At 40.6% G+C, this 8,978-nt stretch carries 7 protein-coding genes; 5 read left to right on the top strand and 2 right to left on the bottom strand.

The genetic code is table 11. The features are described from left to right. Window positions 1-39: 39 nt before the first annotated feature. Entirely contained in the window at window positions 40-252 is a 213-nt protein-coding gene (locus ESY88_RS16390; protein ID WP_262713203.1) for a GIY-YIG nuclease family protein, read from the bottom strand. A 300-nt stretch (window positions 253-552) separates the two neighbouring features. Between ESY88_RS16390 and ESY88_RS16385 the strand changes: the two genes are divergently transcribed. The 3 genes from ESY88_RS16385 to pth all read left to right on the top strand — a co-directional run bounded on the left by ESY88_RS16385 (window position 553) and on the right by pth (window position 3,092). Next, complete coding sequence (locus ESY88_RS16385) at window positions 553-1,494, top strand: ribose-phosphate pyrophosphokinase (RefSeq protein ID WP_147088207.1); 942 nt, start codon at window positions 553-555, stop codon at window positions 1,492-1,494. Window positions 1,495-1,694: 200 nt separating this feature from the next. Continuing rightward, window positions 1,695-2,363: a 50S ribosomal protein L25/general stress protein Ctc gene (locus ESY88_RS16380; RefSeq protein WP_147088206.1), complete on the top strand. Its 669-nt coding sequence runs from the start codon at window positions 1,695-1,697 to the stop codon at window positions 2,361-2,363. Between the two features lie 162 nt (window positions 2,364-2,525). Beyond that, the gene (gene pth / locus ESY88_RS16375) at window positions 2,526-3,092 is read left to right on the top strand and encodes an aminoacyl-tRNA hydrolase (RefSeq protein ID WP_147088205.1); all 567 of its coding nucleotides are present in this window, start codon (window positions 2,526-2,528) and stop codon (window positions 3,090-3,092) included. A 55-nt stretch (window positions 3,093-3,147) separates the two neighbouring features. Here the strand turns inward: pth and ESY88_RS16370 are convergent, their stop codons facing one another. Next, window positions 3,148-6,171, bottom strand: coding sequence for a zinc-dependent metalloprotease (locus tag ESY88_RS16370; protein WP_147088204.1), 3,024 nt, complete (start codon window positions 6,169-6,171; stop codon window positions 3,148-3,150). 523 nt (window positions 6,172-6,694) lie between these two features. Here ESY88_RS16370 and ESY88_RS16365 point away from each other — a divergent pair. Together ESY88_RS16365 and ESY88_RS16360 are read left to right on the top strand one after the other, a co-directional pair. Beyond that, a complete protein-coding gene (locus ESY88_RS16365; protein ID WP_147088203.1) occupies window positions 6,695-7,612 on the top strand; it encodes a bifunctional riboflavin kinase/FAD synthetase in 918 nt (305 codons plus the stop codon). Further along, on the top strand, window positions 7,605-8,927 hold the full coding sequence (locus tag ESY88_RS16360) for an HTTM domain-containing protein (RefSeq protein ID WP_147088202.1): 1,323 nt from the start codon (window positions 7,605-7,607) through the stop codon (window positions 8,925-8,927). The genes ESY88_RS16365 and ESY88_RS16360 overlap by 8 nt, the downstream gene beginning before the upstream one ends. The last annotated feature ends 51 nt before the right edge of the window (window positions 8,928-8,978 follow it).

The following is an 8,978-nucleotide window of genomic DNA, read 5'->3' as shown; positions in this document are numbered from 1 at the left end:
TTCCGCCCTGCCTACCGGCAGGCAGGCACTTGAGCAATTTTATTTGGTAAATGTAATATATTTTTGATCTCTTAACTGGCGTAGTTTTTCTTTTCCTATTCCAGATTTCCAATATTTCTCTCTTTTTCTAGCTACTTTTCTTTCTACATCTAAAGCTTCAGAAAAAATCAATTTAAAAGGTCGATATGCCTTTGTGGTTCTTTCTCGTCCAGATTGATGTCTTTCGAACCTTTCCTCTAAACTCTCAGTCATACCAACATAGATGTAATTTCTATGAGCACTTGATATGGCGTAAATATAAAACATATTAAAAGAACTATCTACTAAAGCGCGCCTGCCTGTCGGCAGACAGGTCTACCAATTCCGCCCTGCCTACCGGCAGGCAGGCACTTGAGCATTACTTGGTCTGTAATGGACTGCAAAATTATAAAAATTATTATTACCAACAACTAAAAATAACAGCTTTTATACTTTTGGAGTTGAAATAAATTCATAAATTTGCACCTCGTTTAGAGAAAACGTATTAACCTGTTATAACACAAATAATTACAGATGCCCACTGGAGCTACCGAAGCAAAGATTTTTGCATGCACTCAAAGTAAGGAACTTGCTGAAAAAATTGCAGCAAAGTACGGCGCGCCCTTAGGGAATGTGATTACATCCACTTACAGCGATGGTGAATTTCAACCGTCTTATGAAGAATCCATAAGAGGAATTCGCGTGTTTATTATCGGTTCCACCCATCCTGGTCCAAAAAACTTAATGGAAATGTTGCTCATGATCGATGCTGCAAAACGTGCATCGGCCAGACACATTACAGCAGTATTGCCTTATTTTGGTTGGGCAAGACAAGATCGTAAGGACAAGCCAAGGGTGCCAATTGCGGCAAAATTGGTGGCTAAAATGTTGGAAGCAGCAGGTGCAACTCGAATCATCACGATGGATTTGCATGCAGATCAGATTCAGGGCTTTTTTGAGAAACCTGTAGATCACTTGTTCGCATCTACTATCTTTTTGCCTTATCTAAAAAGTTTAAATCTGGATAATTTAACCATTGCCTCGCCAGATATGGGCGGTTCGAAAAGAGCGTATGCCTATTCCAAAGCCTTGGAGAGTGACGTGGTGATCTGTTTTAAACAACGTGCTAAGGCCAACGTGATCTCGCACATGGAGCTCATTGGCGATGTAACCGGGAAAAACGTGGTGTTGGTGGATGATATGGTAGATACCGCAGGCACTTTGACCAAAGCGGCCGATTTGATGATGGAGAAGGGGGCATTGAGCGTAAGAGCGATTTGTACGCATCCTATTTTATCTGGTGATGCCTACGAGAAATTGGAAAATTCAAAATTAGAGGAATTGATCGTGACAGATTCCATTCCGCTAAAACAAAAAAGTGATAAAATAAGAGTCTTGAGCTGTGCCGATTTATTTGCAGGTGTGATGCAAAATGTGCACTACAACAAATCCATTAGCTCTCAATTTTTAATGTAGAAGCCATCACAACGGCTAAAAGGTGGGCAACGAAATGACCAATGAATTTGTAAGGTCTAGTGAAAGATAAATTAACCTGCGATGCGTTTTTTGGAAAGTGGTGTTAATTCACACAATTCAGTCATACAGAGTTAAGTGCAGTGGCCTAAAGTCGTTCACGCAACAACAATGAATATTAATAATAACTATAAATTTTAAAAATGAAATCAATTACAATCAATGGATCTAAAAGAGAAAGCGTAGGCAAAAAAGCAGCTAAGGCCCTACGTAATGCTGATATGGTTCCTTGCGTATTATACGGAGGAGAAGGTAAAAGCACCATGCATTTCGCAGCACCAGAATTAGCATTCTCCAAACTTGTATATACGCCAAGCGCACATACTGTGGAGATTGCTATTGAAGGAGGTGAGACTTATGAAGCTGTGTTGCAAGACATCCAGTTTCATCCAGTTACAGATAGAATTCTACATGTGGATTTCTTCCAATTGTTCGAAGACAGAGAAATTTCCATGGAAATTCCTGTGCACGTCATCGGTACTTCAAAAGGAGTACTTGCTGGTGGTATCTTGCGCAGAAACAGACGTAAGTTAAGAGTAAGAGCATTGCCTAAAAACTTGCCAGATTTCTTGGAAGCAGACATTTCTCCACTTAAAATTGGTGATAAATTATATGTCACTGAGTTGGAAGGAGAAGGCTATGAGCTTTTGCATACCGATAACACGGTAGTTTGTCAAATCAAAACTGCAAGAGCGGTTGTCATTATTGAAGATGAAGACGAAGACGATGAGCTTGAAGAAGGAGCGGAAGGAACAGCTGAAGGCGCTGAAGGAGCAGAAACTCCTGCAGAAGATGCTGAAAGCAAAGAGTAAACCACTTAACAAGTTTATACAAAAAAGCATTCTAGTCCGTTTTGAACCGGGTTTTAGAATGCTTTTTTATTTTTGTCTAAAATCAAATGTCACACATTGAATTTCTTTCGAAAAATTTTCAGTAAAAAAACGACTTCTTTAGAACCTAAAGACCTAGACCCTATGAAAAAATTTTTAATCGTTGGCCTCGGAAACGTTGGTGCAGAATATGCAAATACCAGGCATAACATCGGTTTCAAGATTCTTGATGCCTTAGCGGAAGCCGAAAGTCTAAGTTTCACGACCGAAAAATTGGGAGATATTGGCACTTATAAGTTTAAGGGAAGAACCTTTATCCTATTGAAGCCAAGTACTTATATGAATCTGAGCGGAAAGGCCATCCTGTATTGGATGAACAAGGAAAAAATCCCCTTGGAAAATCTCTTGATTGTGACCGATGATCTCAATCTCCCCTTCGGCACGATTCGGCTTAAAACCAAAGGCAGCGATGGTGGCCATAATGGTTTGAAGGATACCCAAGACAAGTTGCAAACCACTAATTACAACCGTTTCCGGTTTGGGATTAGTGATGAATTCAGTAAAGGCAGTCAGGTCAACTATGTACTGGGCGAATGGAGTGAGGACGAAGAAAAGGACTTAAAGGATCGCCTTGAAAAATCCATAGCCCTTATCAAATCTTTTGGTACAGCCGGCATCAATAACACCATGAACGCTTTCAACGGAACATAAAAAAAGAGAGATCATTGCGATCTCTCTTTTATTTTAAAAGCTGCTGGCTTCAGTTTTATTCAATGATGATCTTCTTGGTGGTTTTTCGGTTGCCATCACTTATAGTTACCAAATACATCCCAGTTTGTACATTGCCTAAACTTAAGGTTTGATTGAAGTTGGAGTTGTTTCCGAAGCGCTCATTAAAAACCTTACGACCTCTAAGATCAAATACATCCACTTGAATGTCTTGATTTGAAGTCGAATTCAGCTTTATGGTAAATTCTCCCTGATTTGGATTAGGGAATAAGCTGAAATTTTCAAACACATTATCTTCAACAGCCAAAGTGGTAAGCACATTTAAGCTATAGTCCTCAACCTCACCGTCAAAACCATTGGAACAAGGTCCAGGATATGAAGCGTATCGTGTGGAGACCCTTAGGATGGTCATGCCAAGTACAGCATCTGCTGGAACGGTGATAGATAACGGAGCGTTTGAAGGCAAACCATCCTCAACATCCTCAGCCACTCCTAAATTATAGCTTTCGTTATCATCAAAAGAACAATTCTGGTTCCAATCAATCCAAGCCAATGTACCTGTTTCGAAATCTCCATCTGTGTTGACTTGCACGGTAAGCTCGTAGGCACTTTCTCTATTCACATCTGTAACTTGCGCTGTGTAGTCACTATATCCAGAAGGTTTAGCCGAGACATTGTCAATAGTGTTAAAAAGAACACGGGTCACACTGGTATCAAAACTATTGTTCGCAACCGAAGCACAGGGGTCATTGTCTATAATTATTGGCAGTGCAACAGATTTGGAAATAGATCCAGCTGTTGCGCTAACTAGTAAATTGTAGGTGTTGGATGCAACCGACGCTAATCCTGAAATTGCCATGGTAAACGAACCATCACTACTCAAACTTGGAGCACTGAAGGTCACATTGGTTCCTGAAGGATTTCCAGTGACGCTAAATGTCGCGTTTTCTGAAAAGCCATTGGAAGTGGCAAAGTCGAGATTAAAAATTAAGTCGTCAACTGAACATTCGTGAGTGTCAAAACTCGTGATATTGATATTAAAGTCTGGAGCTGAAGAAATTTCAAATTCTGGGGACACGGCATAGAAAATATTATCGGCAGCTTCAACCCATAGTCTCGCATTATCAATTTCTGCAACATTGGGCACTGTAATACTTTGGGACCCGTCATTGGGCGTATTTTGCGCTAAAGGTATGAAGGTAGCACCACCATCACTAGAAAACAAGATGTTTACATTTTGGCAATTTATAGGAGCTAGACTAGTTTGTCCAACGACCCAACTGGCAGTCTGTGTAGAACCTGCTGCCCAATTGGGCGGTGTGTTTACCGTAAAGGCAGGCACTTCTTCAACATTAACGCTCATCTCATCAAAACTATTTTGAGGAAATTGACCAACACCTCCCGCCTCTGAGCGATCTCTCACGGTTAGGGCAAAATCCAATTCCCTTGCCACTGTAGAAACAGTTTCCCAAGAGGTATTGTTTGCGGTAATGCTTGGATTTATTTGTGTAAGCTCGCCTGCCAAGACGCGCTCTAATACTGGCATATACCTGTTTGGCGACGTACTTGGTGGTCTGGATCGCCATAGCGCTCCGGTGGTTTTTGTAGGGCCAAAATTGTTCTGTGTTGTTATGCCATTGTCAATCTGTTCCCAGCAATAGGTCAAAATATCAGTACCATCAGCATCGGTTGCATTCGCTTTTAAAATAAATGCAGTCCCTTGAGGGATGCTGTAATTTGAACCTGCATTTGCCACTGGAGCATTGTTTGTGATGGCAGTGGTTATAGCGCAGTCGTTTGGCGCCGTAGTCACATTGTCAAGAATTTGAACTATGGAGAAATAGTGAAAATAAGCATCACTATGATTTTGCACATTATTTGGCCCCGTAATGCCAGCGTAACCCATGATTGTGGTGCCACTTCCTGGCTCGGCATTTACGCCAGCTCCTTCTGACCTGAATGAAAAGGTGTGATTGGCACCCATTTGATGACCCATTTCGTGAGGCACATAATCTACATCAAAGAAATCTGGAAAAAATGGGCCACCATTATTATCGGTAAATAAATGTGCCGAAAAACCACTTCCCTTACCCGCTTGACATACACAGCCAATACAACCAGAAAAACCATTATTGTCATCATAATCAAATAAATGGCCAATATCGTAATCGGCCTCTCCTACTGTGGCAGTCAAGTTGGTTTGTAGTTGACTGGAAAGGTTAAAACCGTAAGGGTCAGTTCCAGAATAAATCAAATCCAAAGCTGGATCATCTTCAGTATCTACCAAAACGTAATTGATGGCCATATCTGTCTCAAACACCTCATTGACTCTATTTAGCGTTGCCACAACCTGAGCCAAGGCATCTTCTTGAGGGCCGCCGTTGCTGGCATTACCATCATCCCAGAATCCTGTAAACTCTGAGGTGGTTGAAATGGCTATTCTATAGGTGCGCAATAATTGATCATTGGCATCGCGATTGTTAGTGTTTTGTAGCATGTTTAGGTCCACATCAACAGCTTCGGTTGAACATTCAAAGCTTTCGATATGGCCTACTCGGGCCTCTCTATTGTACACTAAATATTGACCGTTTGAAAACTTGGTTACCGGTTGAATGAAAAACAGGTCTCGGCCAGGTTCAGAGATCATGGCTTTTAAACCCATAGGCGTTACACTAAATCTTACGCGAGCTTCAGACCTGTCGGTTCTACTGCCTAGATAGGTTTTGATTTCTGGGTGGTTGTTGGCGCCAGCTTCCGAAGAAAAAATAGCGGTTTCGACCACTCTATACTGCTGTAGCTGTCCATCTACACTTGGCAACTCAATCACCACATTGGATTGGCCGTTAGAAGTGCTTCTCAAAGGGGCATTTTGAAGTTGTTGTTTCAACTTGGCGACATTGAGTTGTAAGACTGAAAAGTTGGCTTCATCTAAATGTTCTAAAGTGACTCCTTGGGTCCCGTTGATGAATCGTGTTGCTTCCCAAGTATTGTCTTGTGCCAAAAGTGAAGGTGTCACAAGAAGTATTAGCAATAAATGGATTAATTGTAATTTTGCTCTCATAGTTTTTTAAGAAATTTCGATAATTTTCAGGAAAGTTAAACATTATTCTGTAAGATTTCCCTACAGAATTTCACAAAATTTATTTGCTTATCTCATTTTTCAAGATTTTCCATTTAAAATAAAAAACAATTATTTTCCGCGAAAGTGCCATGGCTGTTTACTTAAACTAAGCTCACTGCAGATTGGTTTTAAAACCAATTCCATAATGTGCTTAGAAAAAAAGCTACTTGAAATATCACGTAAACAGATTCAGTTAAAAACCAAAGTTGTCCTTTTAACTTGATGGAATTATTCTGAAAAAGTAAGCTTCTTTTTAATGTGTCGATCAAAACGCAAGAGCTAATCGGTTTTATGGCATTAAACGATCTTAATTGGCAGATAGTTAAAAAAACACCCTTGTAACAAACCTTAAATTTGGTTCAGATGAAATAATCCCGGTCATTTTTTAGGCAGGTCTTTATCAATCAAAACTTTTAATGGCTATTTTTGTCCCAAATTAAGATCATTCTAGAAATTATCACTTTTGGCTAAAGAACAAAAACACCCAGAAAGCGTTATTACCATTGGCACCTTTGACGGCGTGCATATTGGCCACCAAAAAATCATCAATCGTTTGGTGTCGGTATCCAAGAAAAAGGGGTTGAAGTCTGTGGTACTTACCTTTTTTCCACATCCCAGAATGGTGTTGCAGCCCGATTTTGATCTCAAATTACTGCATACCATAGACGAGCGTAAAAAAATACTTTCAAAATTTGGTTTGGATCAATTGGTCGTAAAGCCTTTCACTAAAGCGTTTTCAAATCTTTCGGCACATGATTATGTGAGGCATATTTTGGTAGATGAGCTCAATGCCAAGCATATCATTATAGGTTACGATCACCACTTCGGAAAAAATCGCAGTGCCAATATTGAGGATTTGAAAATCTTCGGAAAGGAATTCGATTTTCAAGTGGAGGAGATCTCCGCACAAGACATTGAGGAAGTGTCTGTAAGTTCCACAAAAATCAGAACTGCCTTGACGGAAGGTGACGTACAAACTGCCAATGCCTATTTAGGCTATGCGTATTTTTTAAGCGGTAGCGTGATCAAAGGCAAAGGCCTGGGTAAAACCATCAACTTTCCCACAGCAAACCTATTTATTGAAGCAGCTTATAAACTCATCCCTAAGAATGGAGTTTATGTGGTGTCTGCGCATATAGAAGGTAAAACTGTGTATGGGATGATGAATATTGGTACCAACCCCACCGTTGAAACCAAAGATAAACCATCCATTGAAGTGCATTTTTTCAAGTTGGATAAAGACCTCTATGGCCAAGACTTGGTGGTAGAGATTCTCCACAGGTTGCGCGATGAGCACAAATTTGAATCTTTGGAGCAATTGCAAGCCCAACTTGAAACCGATAAATTAAACGCCCATAATCTTCTAGGAATCCATGCGTGATTTTTTATTTAAACGTATCGATAACAGCGCGCTCGTTATTTTTAGGGTTATTTTTGGGTTTCTGATTTTCTTGGAAGCGGTAGGTTCCATTTTTACCGGCTGGATCAAGCGAACACTCATAGATCCCGATTTCACCTTTAACTTTATTGGTTTTGAGTTTTTGCAACCGCTGCCCGGTAATTGGATGTATGCCTATTATGCCATTATGGGCCTTCTGGGTATTTTTGTTATGGTGGGTTACAAATACCGTTGGAGCATGTTGGGTTTTACGCTCATGTGGGCCAGTGTGTACTTAATGCAAAAGTCCTCATACAACAATCATTATTATTTGTTGATGCTGCTAAACGCGATGATGGTGATAGTGCCTGCACATCATTATTTTTCGGTAGATGCCAATAGAAATCCAAGCTTAAGATCCATTTCCATGCCCAATTGGTGCCGGTGGATGTTTATCATTCAAATGATTATCGTGTACACTTATGCCGCAAAAGCAAAAATGTATCCAGATTGGTTGGATCTATCAGTGCCAGAACTGTTGATGAGAAGCAAAAAGGACTATTTTTTAGTGGGCGATTTGCTGCAGAACCGCTGGGTGCACTATGGTCTAGCTTATGGCGGCATTTTATTTGACGGTTTGGTCATTCCGTTATTGCTGTGGAAACCCACCCGGAAATTCGCCTTTTTTGCATCCATCTTTTTTCATCTGTTCAACTCGTTTATTTTTCAGGTAGGTATTTTTCCGTATTTATCCTTGGGCTTTGCACTCTTCTTTTTCGAACCAAAGCTAATTCAGAAACTATTTTTGAAGCGGAAACCTTTTTATTCCGAAGCAGAAGTCATAGCTCCCAAACACGCCAAGCTTTTCATGCTGCTTTTTGTTAGCTATTTTGTCATTCAAGTCGCCTTGCCTTTGCGTCAATACCTATATCCAGACAATGTGCTCTGGTCTGAAGAAGGCCACCGGCTTTCTTGGCGCATGATGCTGCGTTCTAGAAGCGGGAACACCAATTACAGAGTGGTTGATAAAGCCACAAACGAGGTCATTACCATCTCGCTTAAAGATTATCTCACGCCAAAACAAATACGGTCGGTTAGCGCAAAACCCGATGTGATCTGGCAGTTTGCGCAACGTTTGAAATCGGTTTTTGCAGAAAAAGGCATGGATGTGGAAGTGTATGTGAGTTCCTTTGTAAGCATCAATGGGAAGAAGAGCCAACGCTTTATAGACCCCAAAGTGGATTTGAGCGCTGTGAAATGGCATCATTTTAAGCACAACGACTGGATTTTACCCTCAAAACTGGATGAGAATCCGTAGCAAATCCTTAAATTCGCAGGCTTATTTAAGCGTCTGAATGAAAGGGCGTTT

Source organism: Subsaximicrobium wynnwilliamsii, assembly GCF_007997225.1.
Classification (GTDB): Bacteria; Bacteroidota; Bacteroidia; order Flavobacteriales; family Flavobacteriaceae; genus Psychroserpens; species Psychroserpens wynnwilliamsii.
The sequence above is the reverse complement of the archived record's forward strand: the minus strand, read 5'-3'. Positions and strand labels throughout refer to the sequence as shown.